At 47.1% G+C, this 21,473-nt stretch carries 17 protein-coding genes and 1 pseudogene; 2 read left to right on the forward strand and 16 right to left on the reverse strand.

Annotated features, from left to right (window positions below):
- Window positions 1-58 precede the first annotated feature (58 nt).
- Window positions 59-505 (reverse strand): GatB/YqeY domain-containing protein, encoded by a 447-nt coding sequence (locus AYO36_RS10180; protein ID WP_023467485.1) that lies wholly within the window; start codon window positions 503-505, stop codon window positions 59-61.
- 21 nt (window positions 506-526) lie between these two features.
- On the reverse strand, window positions 527-700 hold the full coding sequence (gene rpsU, locus AYO36_RS10185) for a 30S ribosomal protein S21 (RefSeq protein WP_012369719.1): 174 nt from the start codon (window positions 698-700) through the stop codon (window positions 527-529).
- A gap of 313 nt (window positions 701-1,013) precedes the next feature.
- Between rpsU and AYO36_RS10190 the strand changes: the two genes are divergently transcribed.
- On the forward strand, window positions 1,014-2,273 hold the full coding sequence (locus AYO36_RS10190) for a dicarboxylate/amino acid:cation symporter (protein ID WP_064300322.1): 1,260 nt from the start codon (window positions 1,014-1,016) through the stop codon (window positions 2,271-2,273).
- A 68-nt stretch (window positions 2,274-2,341) separates the two neighbouring features.
- On the opposite strand, the gene pulA is transcribed toward AYO36_RS10190, so the two are convergent.
- The 13 genes and pseudogenes from pulA to AYO36_RS10255 form a co-directional block, all read right to left on the reverse strand.
- The gene (pulA, locus tag AYO36_RS10195; RefSeq protein WP_064300323.1) at window positions 2,342-5,254 is read right to left on the reverse strand and encodes a type I pullulanase; all 2,913 of its coding nucleotides are present in this window, start codon (window positions 5,252-5,254) and stop codon (window positions 2,342-2,344) included.
- A gap of 225 nt (window positions 5,255-5,479) precedes the next feature.
- Window positions 5,480-6,394, reverse strand: coding sequence for an LCP family protein (locus AYO36_RS10200; RefSeq protein WP_231884701.1), 915 nt, complete (start codon window positions 6,392-6,394; stop codon window positions 5,480-5,482).
- Window positions 6,395-6,419: 25 nt separating this feature from the next.
- On the reverse strand, window positions 6,420-7,595 hold the full coding sequence (locus AYO36_RS10205) for a DHHW family protein (RefSeq protein ID WP_064300325.1): 1,176 nt from the start codon (window positions 7,593-7,595) through the stop codon (window positions 6,420-6,422).
- Window positions 7,596-7,610: 15 nt separating this feature from the next.
- Window positions 7,611-8,999 carry an MBOAT family O-acyltransferase gene (locus AYO36_RS10210; RefSeq protein WP_064300326.1) on the reverse strand — a complete coding sequence of 463 codons (1,389 nt, stop codon included), beginning with the start codon at window positions 8,997-8,999 and terminating at the stop codon, window positions 7,611-7,613.
- Window positions 8,989-9,474, reverse strand: coding sequence for a hypothetical protein (locus tag AYO36_RS10215; protein ID WP_064300327.1), 486 nt, complete (start codon window positions 9,472-9,474; stop codon window positions 8,989-8,991). The genes AYO36_RS10210 and AYO36_RS10215 overlap by 11 nt, the downstream gene beginning before the upstream one ends.
- The gene (wecB, locus tag AYO36_RS10220; RefSeq protein ID WP_050678363.1) at window positions 9,471-10,571 is read right to left on the reverse strand and encodes a non-hydrolyzing UDP-N-acetylglucosamine 2-epimerase; all 1,101 of its coding nucleotides are present in this window, start codon (window positions 10,569-10,571) and stop codon (window positions 9,471-9,473) included. The genes AYO36_RS10215 and wecB overlap by 4 nt, the downstream gene beginning before the upstream one ends.
- Window positions 10,572-10,683: 112 nt before the next feature.
- Window positions 10,684-11,424 (reverse strand): annotated as a pseudogene (gene tagH / locus AYO36_RS10225) (teichoic acids export ABC transporter ATP-binding subunit TagH); the annotation flags it as partial.
- 11 nt (window positions 11,425-11,435) lie between these two features.
- The gene (locus AYO36_RS10230; protein WP_023467468.1) at window positions 11,436-12,236 is read right to left on the reverse strand and encodes an ABC transporter permease; all 801 of its coding nucleotides are present in this window, start codon (window positions 12,234-12,236) and stop codon (window positions 11,436-11,438) included.
- Complete coding sequence (locus tag AYO36_RS10235) at window positions 12,233-13,525, reverse strand: nucleotide sugar dehydrogenase (protein WP_023467466.1); 1,293 nt, start codon at window positions 13,523-13,525, stop codon at window positions 12,233-12,235. The genes AYO36_RS10230 and AYO36_RS10235 overlap by 4 nt, the downstream gene beginning before the upstream one ends.
- A 278-nt stretch (window positions 13,526-13,803) precedes the next feature.
- Window positions 13,804-15,057: a glycosyltransferase family 4 protein gene (locus tag AYO36_RS10240; protein ID WP_064300328.1), complete on the reverse strand. Its 1,254-nt coding sequence runs from the start codon at window positions 15,055-15,057 to the stop codon at window positions 13,804-13,806.
- Window positions 15,054-16,370 carry a glycosyltransferase family 4 protein gene (locus AYO36_RS10245; protein ID WP_231884702.1) on the reverse strand — a complete coding sequence of 439 codons (1,317 nt, stop codon included), beginning with the start codon at window positions 16,368-16,370 and terminating at the stop codon, window positions 15,054-15,056. The genes AYO36_RS10240 and AYO36_RS10245 overlap by 4 nt, the downstream gene beginning before the upstream one ends.
- Complete coding sequence (locus AYO36_RS10250) at window positions 16,265-17,269, reverse strand: class I SAM-dependent methyltransferase (protein WP_064300330.1); 1,005 nt, start codon at window positions 17,267-17,269, stop codon at window positions 16,265-16,267. Before AYO36_RS10250 ends, AYO36_RS10245 begins: the two co-directional genes overlap by 106 nt.
- Window positions 17,266-19,890: a glycosyltransferase gene (locus tag AYO36_RS10255; RefSeq protein ID WP_064300331.1), complete on the reverse strand. Its 2,625-nt coding sequence runs from the start codon at window positions 19,888-19,890 to the stop codon at window positions 17,266-17,268. Before AYO36_RS10255 ends, AYO36_RS10250 begins: the two co-directional genes overlap by 4 nt.
- A gap of 287 nt (window positions 19,891-20,177) precedes the next feature.
- Here AYO36_RS10255 and AYO36_RS16905 point away from each other — a divergent pair, with 287 nt between their 5' ends.
- Complete coding sequence (locus AYO36_RS16905; RefSeq protein WP_197484521.1) at window positions 20,178-20,342, forward strand: hypothetical protein; 165 nt, start codon at window positions 20,178-20,180, stop codon at window positions 20,340-20,342.
- Window positions 20,343-20,400: 58 nt separating this feature from the next.
- On the opposite strand, the gene AYO36_RS10260 is transcribed toward AYO36_RS16905, so the two are convergent.
- The gene (locus AYO36_RS10260) at window positions 20,401-21,396 is read right to left on the reverse strand and encodes an NADP-dependent oxidoreductase (RefSeq protein ID WP_064300332.1); all 996 of its coding nucleotides are present in this window, start codon (window positions 21,394-21,396) and stop codon (window positions 20,401-20,403) included.
- Window positions 21,397-21,473 lie beyond the last annotated feature (77 nt).

Here is a 21,473-nt window from a genome sequence, read left to right on the forward strand (position 1 = left end):
CTTTTAATTGTGACAGGAACGACAAAAAAGGTGCCCCGAAGGACACCTTTTCCATGTATTAAGCGAGCCGTTGTTTGACGAGTCGATTAATTAATGCACCATCTGCCTTGCCTTTAAGCTGTGGCATGACGATACCCATTACTTTCCCCATATCTGAAGGAGCAGAGGCACCCGTCTGCGCAATAGCTGCGTCGACGATTTCCTGTACTTCTTCCTCGGAAAGCTGTTTTGGCATATAAGCTTCGAGCACGACAATCTCTGCTTGAATTTTCTCGACGAGATCGTGACGACCAGCGCTTTCGAATTCTCGGAGGGAGTCGTTGCGCTGCTTCATTTCACGTGAAAGAATCGTTAATTCTTCCTCGTCCGTCAATTCTTGCTTACCGAGTTTGATCGTTTCATTTTGCAGCGATGATTTCACCATCCGAATCGTCGTAAGACGATCTTTTTCACGTAGACGCATGGCTTCTTTCATATCCGCTGTCAAACGCTCCTGAAGACTCATGAGGATACACCCTCTCTAACGTTAGAACTTCTTACGCTTACGCGCAGCCTCCGATTTAAGCTTACGTTTTACACTTGGCTTTTCGTAGTGTTTACGTTTACGAACTTCTGCAAGCGTACCATCTTTTGAAACACCACGTTTGAAGCGACGAAGTGCGTCTTCAAGTGATTCATTTTTACGTACACGAGTTTCCACTAGTTTTCCCTCCCTCCGATATTACCGACTAAAGGAAACGTGTCAGACACGTCATACAACATTATAGTAGGAATATACAATTTGGTCAACAGTTGATTCTAGCGACTTTTCTATACCCTACGCTGTTCCTTTTTGTTCTTTTCTATCCTCTCATGGTTGCATCTGTTTGACAACAAAATCTAGTCATTCCTGCATCAAAATCCAGAAACTTTTTTGTAAGCGTTATCATGTATTTTTTAAAATGTTTTGTCAAAATGGGTGATGATGTGTCAAAATATAGACAATTATCAAATAAAGGAGTGTGACATCACTTATGAAAGAAGCAAAGCGCATCATCTGGGGATTGATTCTCGGGGTGATCCTCGGAATCATTCTTGCAACCTTACCGGATAAGTCGATTTATGAGGGATTGAATAAATATGCTTTACAGCCCATCGGGACAATCTTCCTGAACCTGATTAAGATGCTCGTCGTACCGATCGTCTTCTTCTCGATCACTCTCGGTGTCATGGGGCTCGGGAATCCAAAAGAGCTTGGTCGTGTCGGCGGAAAGGCAATCGGCTACTTCATGACGACGACGGCTGTCGCGATTGTCATTGCTCTCGGTTTGTCATTACTGATTAAACCGGGTACTCTCGGAAGTTTCTCTACAAATAACCTTGAATACGATAGTGGAAGTCTTCCCGATACGAGTTTGATCAACACAATCGTCGGTATGTTCCCGACGAACCCGATCACCTCGATGGCAGAAGGCAACATGTTGCAAATCATCGTCTTCAGTGTGTTCGTCGGTTTTGGAATCACATTCCTCGGTAAAAAAGTCTCGACGTTACGGACATTCGTCGAACAAGGAAACGAATTGATGACGTACCTCATCACACTCGTCATGAAGATGGCTCCGCTTGGAGCATTTGCTTTGATCGCATCAGCAGTCGGTTCACAAGGTTGGGAATCGTTAAAAGCAATGTTCTTCTATATGCTCGTCGTTGTTCTAGCGTTAGTCGTTCATTCTTTATTCACATACGGTTCGACTGTTTCGTTACTCGGGAAGATGAACCCGTTCTTCTTCTTTAAGAAGTTCGCACCTGTCATGTTGTTTGCTTTCTCGACGTCTTCGTCGAACGCAACACTTCCTGTCGCGATGCAAACGGCTCAAAAAGAGTTGAAGGTTCCGCGTTCCGTCTCAAGTTTCGTCCAACCTCTTGGTGCGACGATCAATATGGATGGAACAGCAATCATGCAAGGTGTCGCGACTGTCTTCATCGCGCAAGTCTACGCTGTAGATTTGACGCCAGGTCAACTTGCGACTGTCGTCCTGACAGCTGTTCTTGCCTCAGTCGGTACAGCCGGTGTACCGGGTGTCGGTCTCGTCATGTTGACGATGGTTCTTCAATCGGTCAATCTACCGGTCGAAGGGATCGCTTTAATCATCGGTGTCGATCGTCTTCTTGATATGATGCGGACAGCCGTCAACATCACTGGTGACGCAGCATGTGCCGTCATCGTCTCGAAATCGGAAGAAGGTAATCTGAAAGAAGAAGAGAACGAAGAAACGGATGAGCGTTACGCTTGATTGCACGTTTCTCGACTGACGAAAAGGACGTTCCGCCAACTGCGGAACGTCCTTTTTTATCTGTTCACTTATTTTGATAAGACGAATGAGCTAAGTCCTTCGACACGAACCGTACCTGATACTTTACGGATTGCTTTGGTTCCTGCTTGTTTACCGTCTACAAGCAACTTCCATTTCCCTGTCGGTAACTTCATATCGACTGCTGTCCGATTCGCATTATGAATGACGTAGAGATCATCCTTTTGTTGTGGCGCAGCATCATCTAATCGATAAGCGATGACTTGTGCCGGTGCTGTTTCAAACGTCAGGTAACGACGAATGTCTTTTGCTGTTGCTAAATGAAGTACTGGATTCTTTTTACGTAACTCGATCAATCCTGTCATATAATCAACGTCTTGTTGACGGTCCATCTTCCGTTTCCAGTCGAGCTGGTTGACAGAATCCGGTGATTTATACGAGTTATGGTCTCCGCCCTTCGTCCGCATGAAGTCCTGCCCTGCATGGATGAACGTCGTTCCTTGTGACGTCAACAAGATACTTGAAGCCAAACGATGCATCTTTGTCTTCGTTGCGTCATTGTCTTGTGGATTCGTCAGGTTCAACTTATCCCAAAGCGTATGGTTATCATGTGCTTCAACGTAAGTGATGGCTTGATCTGGTTCTTGCGTAAATCCTTGAATCTCTTTGTCATAAGCAATCTCTCCGACGATTCCGCGTTTGATGCGCGTTTCAAGACCGGTTGTTCCGTTAATGAAACCAGCATCTGAATCGATGAAGACGCTACCTTTGAGCGCATCGCGTAGATTGTCATTGAAATGTCCGATTCCTGGCATTTGTTTTGTATTCGTTTGGTTGGCCTTATCTGCATCCGGTAGCGGTGTTCCAAGGCTCCACCCTTCTCCGAATACGAGAATCGACGGATCAATTCGTTTTGTCGCCTGTTTAACAGCATTCATCGTTTTGACGTCGTGAATGCCCATTAAGTCAAAGCGGAATCCGTCCCAGTGGTATTCTTTCGCCCAGTAGGAGACAGAGTCAACGATCAATTTGTGCATCATTTGACGCTCAGACGCTGTATCGTTTCCGACACCCGTTCCGTTCGCTAAATCGCCGCCTTCTGTATAACGGTAGTAATAACCAGGGACGATTTTATCAAGGTTTGATGCCTTTGCGTCAAACATGTGGTTGTAAACGACATCCATGACAGCACGAAGTCCATTGTCATGTAGTCCTTGAATCATCTGCTTCATTTCTGTGATTCGGACTTTTGGATCATAGGCGTTTGTCGCATACGAACCTTCTGGTGCATTATAGTTCTTCGGATCATAACCCCAGTTGTACGATTTAAGCGGGTTCGTCTCATCGACGGATGCTGTGTTGAAATCATAGACTGGAATGAACTGAACGTGCGTGATGCCAAGTTCCTTCAGATGATCAAGTCCCGTCTTCGTCTTCGTTTTCTTACCATCCTTCGTCAAACGTGTACCTGGCTCGATGACGCCAAGGTACTTCCCTTTTTGTTTGATACCTGAATCGTAACCTGAGTTCGTCACATCAAACATCGATAAATCACGGACGTGTGATTCATAGATGATCGCGTCTGTCGCATGGCGAAGTGGCATTTTTCCATTCGTCCAGCGTTTTGGATCCGTCTCGCGTAAGTCGACGACGACACCTTGGTCGCCATTGACGGCGACCGCTGTCGCATACGGATCAACAGCACGCGTCGATTCTTTGGCGTGTTTGACTTCGTATGTGTATCCGACACCGTCAAGATCACCCTTGACCGTCACTTGATACACACCACGATCCGTTCGCTCCATCTTGATTTCACGCGTGATATCTTTTGTCGTAGCAGCTTCTTGTTTTGGTAAGCGATACAATTCGAGCTCGACCGCTTGTGCTGTCGGTGCCCAGACTTTAAACGTCGTCTTCGATTTTTGATAGTCGACACCGAGTTTTCCATCGTAGGCATACTTTTGGTCGAATGCTTTCGAACGGAGCACTTTACCTGCTTCAAGAATTGCTTCTCCAAAAACAGGATGAGATGCTCGGACGACTTTTGCTAAATCGATATCTGAAGTGACTTCGACTTTTACCGTTTTGGCATCGATTGCTGACACGACTGGATTCGTCACACCTTCAAACGTAAATGCCTTTAAGTCTTCTTCCGTCAACGGTGCATTCGTTTTTAATGTCATCGTCCGGAAGTCATCTGCTAAAAAGCTTGTGATTTTCGGTGTGCGATCGATTTCCGGTTTGCTGTAGTATACTGTCTGATCCCCTTCAATCAACCAGATGTCTTTCGCCCCTGCATAAAAGAAACGATCAGCTCCGTCTTTTTCCGACCATCCTTCAAGATGCGGAATGACGCCTGCAAGACGTGCTTTCGTCGGATTATCGAGTGTTACTTTGGCAACGGCACCAAACTCATCTTGCTTGTCGAACTCGAATCGCTTGCCATCTTGCTCTTCCGGCCAAGACCAGACACCATACTTGTCATAATCATTGTCATACCGGTAATAGTGGATGTTCGTATCGATATTTTCGACATCTGCTCCATTGCTTGGATTGACTGTCGAGATGTTCTTACTTCCCGACTCGATCCAGATTTCAGCAACACCATTTTTAATCATATCTTTCGTGATGAAGCGATCATTTTCAGATCCCCCATCCTTGTTCCAGTTATCATCTCGAACGATGAAGCCGATTTTTTCCGGCTGATCCACTGGGAATTCATAAGCTGCGATTTTCCCGTAAGCATCCTCGCTGTTAAAAGCGTGAGCTTTATTCGGAAAATAATCCGGACCATTTGCCCATAACCACAGATTCCAATCCTTTGTGGCATTTGGGTCTTCCTTGTAGTGAATGATGACCAATGTCGACTTCCCTTTTTCCAGTGCTTGACCGGATAAAGAGAGTCCACTAAATATCAGTGCAAACGTTAGCGCAACGATACAAACGAATCTCATGCGTTTCATACGGTAGCCATCTCCTTTTGGTATGTAATCGTTTTCATTTTGCATCCGTTTACAAGTCCTGTCAAAGCCTATTTCATCGGTTTGATCGAAAATAAGACTTTTGAACCAAGCACTTTTTTTCAAAAAGAACGATGTTACTTTAGAGAAAAACAGGAAAAAGCGTCTCCACAATCATGTGCTAGAGACGCTCATCCTGGTTTGTTTGATGGTAATACTATTTATGGCTTACGATCGTGCGAGAAGTGTAGCGATCGTCTGCTTCGTCTGTTCCATTGATTCGTCCGATGCAAAGAAATACCAGACACCATCACTTGCGATATATCCTTCTCCATCAATTTTCAGCGGCTTCAATTGTTCGAACCCACGCTGATTCTCCTGCGCTAGCTGCGCTGCGACATCAAGTCCGATATTCGTCGTAAAGTTGTTTTTCATGACGTCCGTAATCTTTTCGAGTTGCGTCAACAACTGTGGTCCAGCAAGCTTCATTCCGACGGCTTCTAGCACTTGACGCTGACGAATTTGTCGACCCATATCGCCGAGTGGATCTTGCTTTCGCATACGTGCGTAACCACTCGCTTCAAGACCCGTCAGATGAATTTTCCCTTTCTCATACTCCTTTTGAAGACGGCGGTCGTTCCAACTGAAGGCAGATGGATTGTCGACCGTGACACCCCCAACAGCATCGACCAACTCAATCAATCCATCCATGTTGATCTTCGCATAGTAAGGAATATCGGTCTCAAACGTCTGCTCCACCGTTTCGACTGTCTCTTTCACACCCCCATAGGCATAGGTATGATTGATCTTAGTCTTTTCGCCAGAAGGCACGGTTACCTGCATATCTCTTGGAATAGACAGGGAAGTCGCTTGTCTTGTTTTTGGATTGAATGAAAGAAGCATGATGGCATCGGCACGTCCCTTATCATTTTTCCGTTCATCCACACCAAGTAACAAGACATTGACCGGCTTCATCGATTCGAGTGGCTTCGGCTGCTCTCCATCTAACGGTGTTAAGAACGCGTCTGCCGTTTGTTTCACTTTTAAAAAAGCTAAACCAGCTGATGCACTAGCAATCAGAACGAAACCTAGCAGGAGCGCACTCAATACGCGCCAAACAAGACGCGGTTTTCTTTTCGCCATTCGGGATCTCATATCATGAACTCCTTCATAGTGTGTTTTCATACGTCTTCATCAATCCAGCAATGTTCGAGTTATGCAAGAACAACACGGAGTCGACTTGTTTTTGTTTAGCGAACTGCGAGACGTCGAATGATTTTGGCACATAACGAACGTCGACGACTTCCAGATTGGCACTTTTAGCAAGGAACGGTAAGACGGGATTCGCAAATGAATCCTTTAAGACGAGAATCGTTGGTCGATCATTCTTCGACTGCTCCTTCATCGACATGATGCCGTGATTCCCGCGCAAGAATACTTCATACCGATCGACGTAATCTCCCTCCTGCTGAACGAAGGATTCATCAATGATTGGACGATCACATGCCCCGTCGTAACAGACATCGATCCCTTTAAAGAATGCTGGTCCATAATAAGCTAACTGATCACCGGACGTCGCGTACGCAAGCGTCGTCTTTCGCGCTAATGAACCATAATAGGCATGCTCATCCTCTTTACGATCTGCTTTTGATGGTGTGACCGGTTGCAATCCCATCCCCTTCGTAATCGTCTGGTATGCTGACGCTGCTCCGTCGATATTCCAGTGATGGTCCGTCTTGAAGTAGTCCGTTAGTTTTAATTGATCAAGTGACAAATTCGTCATCCCCGCAGCCTTGAAGTCACGAATCATTCCTGCGTAACGTGTCCGTGCATTCGAAGCAACATACGATGGGATCAACTGATCGCGTTCAGCAATGACCGTCTTCGATGGAGCTAGCGCCATATAGACGGGTCGATCGACTTCTTGCACGAATTGCTGAAACGCGTTTGGAATCTGGACTTGAGTCGAGGCACTCGGTTCGATCATATAGCCATTTTTAGCTGTATAGATTCCATTACGAAAAGGCTGTCTGAATACATCCTTCGATAGTAGCGCCTGCATCTCAACGAACGTCCCTCGCAAAAGTAGTTGGTCCGTGAAATACGTCTCCATCTTCAGCATGTCTTTTCCAGTCGCGATTCCTTCGATCGTCGGATCGACCGATTGTGCGAGTGTACGATTTTCTAGCTGAGAACGCACACGGTCTTCTCGGACGATCGTACCAATACCAATCGTTAACAAGATGAGTAAAAAACTGATCGTCGTCACCCACATCATGATCCGTTCAAAAGAAGTCGTCCGTTTTTGTCCCTGCTTATTTTCTGTTTCAAGTGGCTGTGCCATCAGTAGACCTCCTTTTTAGAAGCGGAAATAGATGAATGGATTAAACGTACTTGCAACAAGTGCTGATGTCGCCAAAAATAGTAGCAACATCGCATATCCATACTGCATCGTCGTACCAATTCTTCCGAGTGACACAACTAATCGCTCTCCGATGATTTTCGGAATCGGTGTCGCTGCGATGCACGCGACAAGCAGTAGAACACCATTTTGGACAAGCTGGTAGCTCGCGCGTTCATCCCAGATCACATCTGGTACGAACATCGCTTGAATGTACGTAACGGCTTCTGGGAACGTCTCTGAACGGAAGAATACCCAACCGACCAACACGAGTACGAGTGTCCAAACGGTCGAGAAGACTGGCGTTTTCTCCAACCATTTCCCGAGAAATGCTTTCTCGAGCATGATCCAGATTCCGTAATACGCTCCCCACGCGACGAACGTCCAACTCGCACCATGCCAAAGACCTGTCAGCATCCAGACAATTGCTAAGTTGCGATACTGTAACCACGGTGAGACACGATTTCCACCAAGCGGGATGTAGACATAATCCCGAAACCATGATCCAAGCGAAATATGCCATCGACGCCAAAATTCAGAAACAGACTTTGAAATGTAGGGATAGTTAAAATTCTCAAGAAAATGAAATCCGAACATCAAAGCTAGTCCAATCGCCATATCACTGTATCCCGAAAAATCGAAATAGATTTGTAAGGCGTAGGCGATGATGCCGATCCAAGCAAGCCCCATCGAAAGATCTTTCATATTGAAGATGGCATCCGCGACCTGACCACATCCATTGGCAAGAATCAGTTTTTTAGCTAAGCCGATCGTAAACCGACGAACCCCTCGGGCAAAATCGGAAACCGTCTCTTCTCGTGACTCGATTTGGCTCGCAATCGTGTTATAGCGAACGATCGGACCCGCGACGAGTTGGGGAAAGAACGCGATATAAAGGGCGAGGTCAAGCGGATTCTTTTGCACCGCTTCCTTCCCTTTGTAGATGTCGATGACATAACTCATCGCATGAAACGTATAGAACGAGATTCCGAGTGGCAAGACGACTTCTGGTACGAACCATCCTAATCCGAATGTCTCGTTGACTGAACGAACAAAAAATCCGCTGTACTTGAACCAGCCGAGTAACCCCAGATTGACTGCGATCATACTGAACATGATCCATTTGACGCCGATTCGGTGTCGATACAGATCGACGAACAAGGCGAAGAAGTAGTTGATCGTGACACTCAGTAGCATCAGCAACGCAAAACGTGGTTCTCCGAATGCATAAAAGAATAGACTCGTCACTAATAACCAGCCATTTCGGAAGCTGCGTGGGAGTAGGTAATAGACGATCAATACAGTCGGTAAGAACAGAAATAAGAATATCGTCGAACTAAATAGCATACGTCGCTTCCTCCCCTGCCGTGACATGTTGCACAATCTGAATGTCCCGGAGATGGACCCGGAAGCTCCCCTCTTGCAAGAACTTCCATGCCACCTTGAAATACTTCGCTCCTGGTACTCGTTTCATCTGTACATGAACGACTGTCTCATTCGTCAATGTGACGGTTTCCGTTTCGGATCCCATCCGTTTTTTCTGTCCATACTGCATCTTGAATAACTGAACGACACATGGTGCATCGACTTCGAAATGACAGGTCACCTCGATGATGTCTCCTGTAATCGTGGCGTCTGACCGGTATAACTTTGAAGGCGGATGTTGAAATCCTTGATCAAACAACTGAATGTACAATTTGTCGTCTGCCGTCGCTTCTTGAAAATCAAAATAGACACCATCTGTAGCATCCTCAAGCAAGATCTTCTCCTGCGTTCCGAATGGAAAGAATTGATAAATCGCTGGAGGAATACGTTGACTCATACAGGTACCTCACTCATGATGGCATCGACGATTCGCTCTGCTGCCTGTCCATCGCCATAAGGATTCGCCGCTTGTGCCATCGATTGATAGAACACCTGATCCGTCAACAATTGATGACTCATCGTATAAATCATCTCTGGATTCGTCCCGACGAGCTTCAACGTTCCAGCTTCGACCCCCTCTGGACGTTCTGTCGTCTCCCGTAAGACAAGAACAGGCACGCCGAGCGAAGGTGCTTCCTCTTGAATCCCACCTGAGTCAGTCAGAATGAAGGATGCCCGAGCCGCAAGATTATGGAAGTCAAATACATCAAGTGGTTCGATCAATTGAATCCGCGGATGATGCTCCAAGCGAGCTGCCGCCTCTAGTACGACCGGATTCGGATGAACCGGATAGACGATTTCGATTTCTGGATGTTCGTTCGCTAGTCGCTCGATTGCATCAAAAATCGTTGCCAGTTGTAAATGATTCTCACGGCGATGAACCGTCAAAAGAACGAGTTTTCGTCCCGACTTCTCTAGGCGCGATAGGACAGGATGCGTATATGTCGGTGATACAGTCGTCTTCAACGCATCGATGACCGTATTACCGGTTACGATGATCGGTGTCTGCTTGTTCTCAGCACGTAAGTTCATTGCAGCCTGTTCAGTCGGTGCAAAATGATAATCCGCCAACACACCTGTCAATTGACGATTCATCTCTTCTGGGAACGGCGCATACTTTTCATATGTCCGTAGTCCTGCTTCCACATGACCGACTGGAATCTGTTGATAGAACGCCGCTAAAGAAGCAGCGAACGTCGTCGTCGTATCCCCATGGACAAGGACGAGATCCGGCTGTTCCTTTTCGAGGACGCGACGCATCGCGTTTAAAATACGCGCCGTCATTTCCTCTAACGTCTGACGCGGACGCATCAAATCCAAGTCATGGTCCGGAGTGATCTCGAACAGTTCAAGGACCTGATCGAGCATCTCTCGGTGTTGTGCTGTAACGACGACGATTGGTTCGACGTCCTGACGATTTTCAAGTGCTTTGACGACCGGCGCCATTTTGATCGCCTCTGGTCGTGTTCCGAATACAAGCATGACACGTTTCATTTACTTCATCCCCTATCTCATTTCATGACGATTGTTCAATCGTCTCACCCATCATTTGCTGATCCACGGAACCGATCCGTTCCGTTCGTTTCTTAGCTACGTAATGGGAGGCTTGCTTTTTTGATAACTGTTTGTACCAATATAGATATTTATTGTATTCAGCCAACGTTTCGTTCGTCGGACCAAATAGACGTACTTCCCCGTATTCCAACCAAAGGATTTTTGTACAGAAACTCTTTACCTGGCTGAGCGAATGACTGACGAAAAAAATCGTTTTCCCTTGATCGCGGAATTCACGCATCTTATCGAGGCACTTTTCGGTAAACGTTTGGTCTCCGACTGAGAGTGCTTCGTCGATGATCAAGATATCTGGATTAATATGAATCGAGATCGCAAAACCAATTCGAGCTCGCATGCCGCTCGAATATGTCTTGACCGGCTGATCGATGAACTCCCCAATATCAGCGAACTCTAAAATTTCTGGAGTAATCGTCTCGATTTGTCGTTTCGTCAAGCCCATCATCAGCCCTTTTAATTCAATGTTATCTCGCCCCGTCAGTTGACTATTCAATCCACTAGAGATAGCAATCAAGGCTGACTTTCCACCCAATGTGACCCGACCGTACGTCGGTGGTGTCACGTTAGCAAGCAGATGCGATAGTGTCGATTTCCCACTTCCGTTGATGCCAACGACACCGACGATTTCTCCCTCTTCCACAGAAAAGGAGACGTTCTTCAGAGCATAGAACGATTTTCCATTCACCTTACCGAACAACACTTCTTTTAGCTTGTCGATCGGTCGGGCATAGAGCATGTACCGTTTCGATACATTCTCAAACACGACATGACCCATCGTTCTCCCTCCTATACGTAATCGATGAAATAGCGTCGGAATCGAATGTGAATCGATGCTCCAACAAGTAAGATTGCGAGCGTCATACACCAGAAGTACACGCCGTACCACATATGATCGAGCAGATAACCCGTTCCGATGAGTGCGGACCGATATCCCTCAATCAAATAAACGAGTGGGTTTAACATCAACAACATCTTGAATAACGAGTGATCTGGCGGAATCCACATGATTGGTGTTAAATACATCAGCATGCGAATCGCAGATGTCACCATGTTTTGCACATCTCGAATCATCGTCGCAAGTGCGGATAACAATAAGGAAACCGCATAGAGGAATACGACGCCCGCCGGTACGATATATAGGAGTTCAAACGTATGCCATCCCGGGAAGTAACCGAAGGCACACCCTAAAATGATTGTCAAAGCAATCATCGCGAGATGACGGTAGAATTGTGCCAAAATAACATACGCCGGAATCGTACTTAGTGGAAAATGCATCTTCGAGACGAGGGCGACCCGACCATAAATCGACCGGGAACCACTTGGAATCGTACTGCCGATGAAGAACCAAGCAATCAATCCGCTGACGAGCCAAAAGACGAACGGAATTCCATCGACTGGATGACCACCACGAATCCCGAAGCCGAATACGACCCAGTAGACACCGATTTGGAGAAGTGGCGTCATGATCTCCCAAAACCAACCAAGGTATTGCATGCTATATTGACTCTTTGTTTCATAAAGCGAGAGCCGAAAGATCAGATATAGATGATCCTTCAGCTCTCCCCCAATCGTTCGTAACGCGTTCATATCGCTTTCGCATCCACTTCCGTCACGCGGTGCGTATGCAAATTACCGAAGTTCAGGACTTTGACAGCGTCGAGCTCATTGACGATCCCTTTCGTATCAAAGAGTAACGGTGTCCGCATGTAGTTTGCGAGACGACGTGAATCGAATTGTTTGAATTCATCGTGGTCGACTAAGACAAGCGCTAGGTCGGCGCCTTGAATCGCCTCCAGCTCATCGACGAGTTCGAAACGTGTCGAAATCGAGCGTTCGACGTGCGGATCACAGACAGCGACGTCAAGTCCACGGTCGAGTAATTGTTCAATGACTTCGACAGCTGGACTCTCGCGCATGTCGTCGACGTTTCCTTTATACGTGACACCAAAGACGGCGATTTTTGGTCGGACACGCGAACCGACGAGACGAGCTGCTTGTTCGGCAACGAATTGTGGCATCTGAACGTTCGTTTGTCGTGCCGTATGAATGATGCGAGCAAGCGATGGGGCTTTTGCGACGATGAAGTACGGATCCACTGCGAGACAGTGACCACCCACTCCCGGTCCCGGATGATGCAAGTTCACCCGTGGGTGCATGTTTGCCATCTCAATCACATCTAAGACGTTGATCTCTAGCTGATGACATACTTGCGTCAATTCATTTGCGAGAGCAATGTTGACATCGCGGAACGTATTCTCCATCAACTTCGACATTTCGGCTGTCTTCGCATCTGTCCGGACGATTTCACCTTGAACGAATGTTTCGTAAACGGCAGCACCTGCCTCCGCACACGCTGGCGTCAATCCACCAACGATTCGGTTATTATGGATAAGTTCATGTAAGATTTGTCCTGGCAAGACACGCTCGGGACAATGGACGACATAAATGTCCTCACCGATCGTAAATCCAGCTGCTTCGATTAAGGGACGGACATGATCATCCATCGTTCGTGGCGCAATCGTCGATTCGACGATGACGACGTTCCCTTTTTCAAGGAAGGGTAGCATGTTATTAACCGCTGAAATGACATATTTCAAATCACACGATTTATACGTATCGTTTAAGTTAGGAGTTGGAACGGCGATTAAAAAGACATCTGCTCGTTCTGGCGTAAGTGTCGCTCGGAATTTTCCGTTCGCGACGACTCGTTTGATGACATCCTCGAGTCCTGGTTCTTCAATATGAATCGTTCCCGTGTTCAGAAGATTGACGATTTGTGGATCGATGTCGACACCTACGACTTCCGTGCCATGATCCGCGAACATCGCAGAAGAAGGTAATCCAATATATCCTAGTCCGATTGTGCAAAGTTTCATTTTGTCATTCCTCCATCGAGTTAGTCATACTAGCCAACGAACGGTCTGTGGCTTGGCTGTAACTAGACCATAACGACATTTCCTTTGCTTTCCAATGCTTTTAACCATCTCTTAAACCATTCTTCACAGACCTTACATTTCCAGTGTTTTCTATCGTTTTTGTAAATCTTATGAAGCTTTCGCGAATCCTTCGTGTCTATTCGAATGAAACAAAACGACTCGTCAGGAATCCGCCTTCATTGCACGTGGATTTCCCTTCGAGTCGTTGACTATTTTTCTTATTTTGCGCCAGATTCCATGAAAATCGAGTCATAGACAGCAAGAAGTCGACCTTTTTCTTGCTCCCAGTTGTATTGTCTCCTTGCTACGCTTGCTCGTTCCTGCATCGCCCGTCGCAAGTTCTCATCCTTCACTAGACGATTGACCGCCTCGGCGATACTCTGCGGTGATTCGACATCGACGATTAATCCAACTCCTTCTGTTTCGACGACACGACGGATTTCTGGTAAGTCGGCCGCGATGACAGGAATCAACGCCGCCATGTATTCGAATAGTTTATTCGAAGAAGCGGAATAATGATTGAAGCAAACGTTCTGGAGGACTTGAAAGCCGACCGTCGCCGCTGCCGTGTAACTGGGTAGTTCAGCAAGCGGAACCTTATCAATGAAGCGGATACGAGACTTTTCCGATGATTGCGTGGCCAGTTGCATCAGTTTCCCTTTTAACTTTCCATCTCCAACGAAAATAAGTGTTCCTCGATCGATGAACGGCATCGCTTCAATGAGTCGCTCCAGTCCACGTCCTTCCTGGATCCCGCCTTGATACAACAAAATCGGCTCGTCTGGTGCGAGTGCTAACTCTTCGCGTAACGGTCGCGGTTGCGGAATAATCGGTTCGTAAAACGGATAATTGTGCAAGACGGATGGTCGGGTTCCATATAATTTTTGATGATAATCTGCACGCGTGTCATTTTCAACGATTGTCTGGTCGACGAATCGAAGCAACCAGCGTTCTAATTTCCCTTGCATGCTTCCGTATCCTGTCCGATCGGTCTGGACTTCATGCGAGTCATAGACGATTTGTGCACCACGCGCCGCCCCAATCGCTTGTGGTAACGTATTGACATCGTTCGCATGCATGACGTCATAATCATGCTTCCGGGCAGTACGTGTCATACGAAGAATGCCGAAACTGTTATATAGGGCGTAACGGATGAATCGACTTCGCATGAGTAAAAAGAGCACGAGCATCACGGGAATAAGCCATGGCGCAAGAAGCGCACCCATCAATCCGATAACAAGGGTCCGTTTTTTCCGTTTGCGAAAGAACGGGAGCCACCTCGCAAAAGGTGGCGTCCGGTCGATTCGAATGACGCGAAACCCAGACATCGGGTATTCGACTTCTGGAAGTGTTCCGTCATTTAAGCAGTATAGGTCCACGCGGTGTCCTGCTTCGACAAGTGCCGTACATTCACGTAAGACACGGGCATCATTCGTAAACGGATTCCAAACAAACATTCCAATGCGCTTCATTCTGCGACCGCCTTTCGTGACTGCGTTTGTTCGATGGCTTCAAACAAGCGCTGTTCATTTTGTTCCCAATCGAAATGGCGTTGGACGTAATCCACACCCGCCCGTCCCATCGCTGCACGTTTCTCTGGATTTCGTGATAACTCGAGAATATGATCAACGATCTCCTCTTTTTTCCGCTGGACAGACACATAACCGGCTCCTGCTTCTTCGATGACATGCGCCGCATGACCGGATACCGCACCGACGATGGCACAGCCCATCGCCATGTAGTCGATGATTTTGCCTGGTGTCACTGTATCGAACGCTGTACTCTCGACGAGTGTCGCAAAGGCGATGTCACTCTTCGCGAGTTGTTTCAACGCATCCCAGCGTGGCATCGCGTCAAGAAACTCGATATTCGTCAATCCACGTTCCTTGACGAGTCGTTCGAACGTTTGCTTGTGATAGCCGTAACCGACGACTTGAAAGCAGATATCCTGTTCTTGTTGAAGTTCCTGTGCGACGTCAAGCAACAAGAACACATCTTGTGCGAGTCCGATATTCCCTGTATACACGACGCGCACTTGTTCCGATACTTTTCGGCGTTTGATCAACCACTCATTTTCCTCGATGGAGTTCGGGATGTAATGAATTTTTTCCGGTGCAATGCCCCGCCCCTCAATATATGATCGAAACCCCTCACTGTTGATGACCAATTGATCTGCCTGACGATACATCCACTTTTCAAGCCAGTAGAGCGGAGTCAATAAGAGACGCGATTTCGTGATTCCGACGCCAATCAACGATTCCGGCCATAAATCACGTACATCGAGAATCAAAGGAGCCTTTTTGACATGTTTCGCGACGACCCCGACGAGCCCCATGAAGATGGATGGCGTCGTCGCATAGATGTAGGCATAGGATTTCGGGTCATATCGCACTTCTTTTACCGCGAGCACGAATTGTTCCACGAACAAGCGAAGACGCCGCCATAAATTATTCGTCGCCCGGACGTCACGCGGTTGGATACGGGTTACATGTGCCGTATCGAGGCTCGGTTCATCCCAGAACATCGAGTCCGTATAAAGTTCTGCCGTCGGATAGAGCGGTTCTGACGTCAACACATGGACGTCACTTCCCGCTTGTTCCATCCGCTTGAAGATATTCTTCATTCGGTTTGCCGCACTCCCGATTTCCGGATAGAAATTTTGACAAATCATCAAGACGTTCATCGACGACTCCGGCGCTGCTTGAGTTGACGTCGGAACTTCCAGTAGCGGACGACGATTTTTCCGAGCTTTGATCGCGCGAGTGAGCGGTATTTTGATTTCCATGATGCATTCGCCTCCAGCAATTCCAGATTTGTCACCAATGATCCTTCGAATCGATCAAGCAGTACGGCATATTGTTCTTCGAGCATCTTGTACTGTTCACGCTGTTCCTGTAGTTGCTGTTCATGACGTAGCAATTCGACTTGAGCGTGTTCCAATTGGTCCGTTTGTTCCCCTAACCGCTGAACTTTTCGTTCTAGATTCTGTTGCTTGCGTTTTAAATCAATGATCGTTGCGAGATGCAATCGTTCCACCTCTTCAAAGGCGTCTTCAAGCCATTCGACTTCCGCCGGTAGAATCGATCGACCGGATTGAGGTTCCGGATAGACTTGAATCGTGATCCCAAGCCACTTGTCAATCCGCTCGATCGTCTCGATCTTACCGAAGGGTGTCAACTGTTCAAGCAGTCGGTTTAAATAATACGTCCGTTTGTGATCAGCATAATCGTTCACTCCAAATGGGACTGTGATGACGAGTCGTCCTTCTGGTGCGATGAACGAGACGGCACGGGCGATAAAGCGCTCTGGCTCCCCGATATGTTCCAGTACTTCCGTCATCAAGACTGTATCGAATTGAATGTCAGGTGTGTACGTCATGACATTCGCTTCATGTAATTCCACCTTTTCTTTAACGGATGCCGGTTCTTCAAGTAACGCTTGTTTGGCCTCGATGATCGCTTCTGGTAACACATCGATCCCGATGACATGTTTCCCTTCGCGTCCGAGCAAAATCGGGACGACTCCACCCGAACAACCAATATCTAAAATGTGCTCTCCTTTTGCTTGTCGAACGATCCAGTGAACACGCGCGCGGACTTTTTTACCGAATCCACCGCCTAACTGATCGTAGTAGGCAGCTCGGATTTGATCCTTGGGGCGTGCTGTTTTCATCGATGCCGTCATTTTTGCACCTCCTCGAGTAGTAAGTGTTGAAGTCGATCCGTCTCCTGTCGATCTGCAAGCTCCATGAATCGACGAATCAACGGGTTCGTCAACGTGATTGGTTCATAGAATCCGATGATCGTGCGTAGTAATGCGACACTCGGTGCAAAGTCCTTATCACTGCAGTAGCGTAACTTGACAAGATACCAATGCTCAAAGAAATGCTCGAATCGAGTTTCCTTGTATTCCTCTAGCACTCCATAACGAGCGAATTTCTCAGCTCGTGCCCGCTCTCGGACGACACTTCGTTCAAAGAACTTCACCGTCAATGCATTCACGGTTGATCCTGCAACGGCTGCGTAATAATAATGGATGACTCGATTGACGAGTAAGACACGGTTCGCGCGAAGCATCAATTCTTGGAAGAACAAGGAGTCCTGACCGACCGCACCGACGACTTGTTCCAATTGATGTTCAAGCAGGAAGATACGATGGACGACGAGTGCTTGAATGCTTTGTACCGCAAACCGATGTTTCAATAGAAAAGCTTTCGGATCCTCACAAACCGTTCGTCCTTGTTTACGAATCGTCGGCAAGGCGATGATGCTCGTCTTCTCGGCAAGCTTTTTCATATGCCCTGCTACAAAATCAAGTGATGGATCTTTTTCTAGTTCTTGAAGCAAAAAGGCATATCGATCACTGAGTACCTCGTTATCCGGATCAAGGAACGTCACATAGTCAGCTCGTGCCATCTCGACTCCCTTGTTACGCGGACGTGAAGCACTACCGCTTCCGCCTGTCTCGAAGAAATAAGTTCTGACATTTCCATAGCGTCGCGCGAGACGCTCTACGGCTTGACGTGTCGCTATGTCCGTCGATCCATCATCTACGAGTAAAATCTCCGAATCCATGAATCGATCCATCCGCGTTAGACTGGCGAAACATTTATACGTGAGGTGTTTCCCATTGTTATAGATCGGAACGACGACCGACAGTTGCGGGGTCTGATTCGTCGGAACTACCGTCTGCTCGTTCCACTCAAATTGATCAAGCAACAGTGTTTTTCCGCTCAGCTCATCTGCCTGGAACATGTCATATCCGATAGCTGACCGCCAAACGATCGCACCGTTTCGGCTACCGCTCATCTCTTGTACATGATACGGATGCTCGCTTCCCTTTCGGACGATGCTGGCATCGCTATATTTAAAGCCATTCACGAGGTCCTCTAAATAATATTCGCCGTAGGATTCCTGTCCATCCATCCAAGCAACGAGATCCGCTTGATCATAGGTTTGCTCCGTCAACGTATCCGCTGAGACGATTTCGTCTGGTGTGAGACTTTGGCGATCGATTGCGTTACGAATGGCTTCCCCGTCTTGAGCGACAACGACTAATAAGCGATGTTCCCGTGTCTCAGGTACTCGTCCAATGAACGCTAGAATCTGATCCATCCGTTCGAAGACTGTATGTTCCGTCATGACGGCACGAAGTCCTTCTGCTCGCAATCGTTCGATTTCTTCTTGCGACGTACGTTCTACGATCGCCGTCGCCTCCTGTGCGTCATGCACGGTGAAGATATTCGGAAACTCGTTGTTGACGGCGATACTGTAATTCGACAGGATCAAATTCCCGAGTGCTTGCGATTCATAGACGCGACGAGCACACATCGTTTTACTGTATTTGATGCTATTCAGGTTCAAGACCCAGTCGTAACATTTACTGACTTGTTGTAAAGCATCATAAGGAATCGCTGGTGCGACCCGTGATTGATAGCGCTCCGGAAACTGATAGGCTGGTAAGTCGAGATGATAATTCCGGTCCACGATATCGAGTTCGTGCGAGGATTGCATCACCCCATCAAACAACATCTCCGTATCTTTCACGCGCTCCGGATATTTCGCCATCCAGCTACCGGCAAATAAAACGCCTTTCTTTCGGCTACGTGTCGCTCCGATCGGATTGTGAATCAATGGATTGACACCAAACGGCATCGCCATGATCCGATCATGACCACATAAGACGCGGTATTCAGGAATCATCGCCTCATCTGAAGTCAGGACATAATCGGCAGCTTGCGCCACGTCTTGAAACCGTTCATGATTGCTCGGATCTTCCGTCGATTGAAAGACGACTGGAATTCCTTTGGCTTTGACTTCCTGCATCATCGAAAGCAGTCGTTGGCGTTTCTTTGAATTCGGTGTGGCGACACCTTTCCAATCGTCTCCTCGTAACCCCTTCCATGAGGAAACGACTAAAAAGAGATCAATCTCACGCTCGAAGACTTCTTCGAATGTATGCGCATTGACGTAGTGGAGATGAACGGCATCTTCATAATAGGCATACATGAATTCCGAGCAGACGATTGCCATCTCGATTGGTCGCTTTTCATAGTAACGCGTCGTCGTCCGGACCGGAATCTCCGAGACATCCAATTGATTCAGCAGTGATGCTTGGCTATTTTGTCGATAACGTGTCGTCGTATTATTAGAAGTTCGAACCGTCGGCAGTCGCAAGACGTCTAACTGACGGAGTTTTTCGAGTGCATCTTTACTTGCGGTCGTCGCGCTCGTAAGCCGTTTTTTCTCTTCGCGGACCCAGTTCAGTTGTTGCATGATTTGTCGTTTCCATTTTTGATCACTCACACGTAAACACCCTTCCTCTTTTCAACTCTTTCTTAGTCTACGGAAGCAGTTCAAAGGCTACTTGAAGGACTTGCAAGGTTTTTGTAAAGACTTAGTGAAGCTTTTTTGGATTTTCCTTACATTCCAGTTCAGTCAACCTGTATTTCCTAGGAAATCGACCAGTTTCGCTTTCTTGTCCGTGGAAGTCATTCACATGTTTTCAAAAACGAATCCTATGCACTCTCATTGTTTTGGATTTAAAAAACGGGGAAACATTACTACGTACTGATAAAAGGAGATGACTGGACATGTTAAACGAAAAAAATCATGATTTACCAGATGAAAAGGCAGACTTTGGTCTTCATCCGGATCCTGATCCAGCTGAGACATCAGATCCCGGAATCAAGCCTGCGGAAACACAGCATCCGGATCCTGATCCAGAAGAGCTCGAGCGCGATCGAAAAAATTCGTGAATCTCACGCCATAGAAAAAGAGGTTGCGGAAATGATTCCGCAACCTCTTTTGGCATGTTCACTTAACTTTTACTAGTAGTTTCCCTGTGTTCGAACCCTCGAACAAGCCAAGGAACGCATCTGGTACACGATCGAATCCTTCAAAGATCGTCTCTTCGTATTGCAACTTCCCTTCACTAACCCATTGACCAAGTTGCTCAGCTGCCTCTTTAAAACGTTTTCCATAGTCGCCCACTAAGAAACCTTGCATACGCGCGCGCGCGATGATTAATTTCGATTGAACACGTGGACCAATGTCCTGTTGTGCGTTATATCCAGAAATGGCACCGCAGACTGGTACCCGCGCGAATGGATTGAGTCGATCAAGGACTGCATCACCAATCTCTCCGCCGACGTTTTCAAAATAGACATCGATCCCGTCTGGACATGTCCGGTCCAATGCCTCTCGGATGTCTTCCGTTTTATAGTTGATGACTTCGTCAAAACCAAGATCTGCTTTTAAGTGTTGTAGCTTTTCGTCACTTCCTGCGATTCCGACGACACGTGCTCCTTTGATTTTAGCGATTTGACCAACGATTGATCCAACAGCCCCTGCTGCTGCTGATACGACGACCGTTTCCCCTGGTTGTGGATTCCCGATATCAAGCAATCCGAAATACGCTGTCATCCCTGTCATTCCGAGAACACCGAGTGCTGTTGAAATAGGTGCGATCTGCTCATCGATTTTACGAACGGTTTTCGCATCGACGACTGCTTTTGTTGCCCAATCGAGCATCCCGACGACGACATCACCAGACTTGAGCCCTTCACTTTTAGACTCGATGACACGCGCTACGACACCTCCGTGAATCGGTTCATCAATCTCAAATGGTTGCGAATAAGAACGCGCATCGTTCATACGACCCCGCATATATGGATCGACCGAGATATAGAGTGACTCCAGTGCGACCTGTCCTTCCTTCAGCTCTGTTAACTCAAATGATTCATAGCGGAATGTTTCCCCTGTTGGCTTTCCGTTTGGTCGTGCTGCTAATACGATACGTTGTTCTGACATGATTCATGACCTCCTCATTCAATGTACTTCTTCACTGTAACAATTCCGTTTCTGAAAGACGAATCCTTTGCTCGTTT

Source organism: Exiguobacterium sp. KKBO11 (assembly GCF_001644945.1).
GTDB lineage: Bacteria > Bacillota > Bacilli > Exiguobacteriales > Exiguobacteriaceae > Exiguobacterium_A > Exiguobacterium_A abrahamii.